General features: G+C 52.4%; 1 rRNA gene. It reads left to right on the forward strand.

Features of this window, described 5'->3' with window-relative positions:
• Positions 1-1,032, forward strand: a 23S ribosomal RNA gene (locus AACR09_RS00890); the annotation flags it as partial.
• Between the last annotated feature and the right edge of the window lie 28 nt (positions 1,033-1,060).

Genomic DNA, 1,060 nt, shown 5'->3' on the forward strand with positions numbered 1-1,060 from the left:
CGAAGCTCTTGATCGAAGCCCCGGTAAACGGCGGCCGTAACTATAACGGTCCTAAGGTAGCGAAATTCCTTGTCGGGTAAGTTCCGACCTGCACGAATGGCGTAATGATGGCCACGCTGTCTCCACCCGAGACTCAGTGAAATTGAAATCGCTGTGAAGATGCAGTGTACCCGCGGCTAGACGGAAAGACCCCGTGAACCTTTACTACAGCTTGGCACTGAACATTGAACCTACATGTGTAGGATAGGTGGGAGACTATGAAATTGCGTCGCTAGATGTGATGGAGTCGTCCTTGAAATACCACCCTTGTAGTTTTGATGTTCTAACGTTGGTCCCTGAATCGGGATTACGGACAGTGCCTGGTGGGTAGTTTGACTGGGGCGGTCTCCTCCCAAAGAGTAACGGAGGAGCACGAAGGTGGGCTAAACACGGTTGGACATCGTGTGGTTAGTGCAATGGCATAAGCCCGCTTGACTGCGAGAATGACAATTCGAGCAGGTGCGAAAGCAGGTCATAGTGATCCGGTGGTTCTGAATGGAAGGGCCATCGCTCAACGGATAAAAGGTACTCCGGGGATAACAGGCTGATACCGCCCAAGAGTTCATATCGACGGCGGTGTTTGGCACCTCGATGTCGGCTCATCACATCCTGGGGCTGAAGTCGGTCCCAAGGGTATGGCTGTTCGCCATTTAAAGTGGTACGCGAGCTGGGTTTAGAACGTCGTGAGACAGTTCGGTCCCTATCTGCCGTGGGCGTTGGAAAATTGAAAGGGGCTGCTCCTAGTACGAGAGGACCGGAGTGGACGAACCTCTGGTGTTCGGGTTGTCATGCCAATGGCATTGCCCGGTAGCTAAGTTCGGAATCGATAACCGCTGAAAGCATCTAAGCGGGAAGCGAGCCTTGAGATGAGTTTTCCCTGGCACTATAAGTGTCCTAAAGGGTTGTCGTAGACTACGACGTTGATAGGCAGGGTGTGTAAGTGCTGCGAGGCATTGAGCTAACCTGTACTAATTGCCCGTGAGGCTTAACCATACAACACCCAAGGGGTTTTGTGGACTCA

The sequence above is a fragment of the Vibrio sp. OPT20 genome, from assembly GCF_963889365.1.
In the GTDB taxonomy this organism is placed as follows: domain Bacteria; phylum Pseudomonadota; class Gammaproteobacteria; order Enterobacterales; family Vibrionaceae; genus Vibrio; species Vibrio splendidus.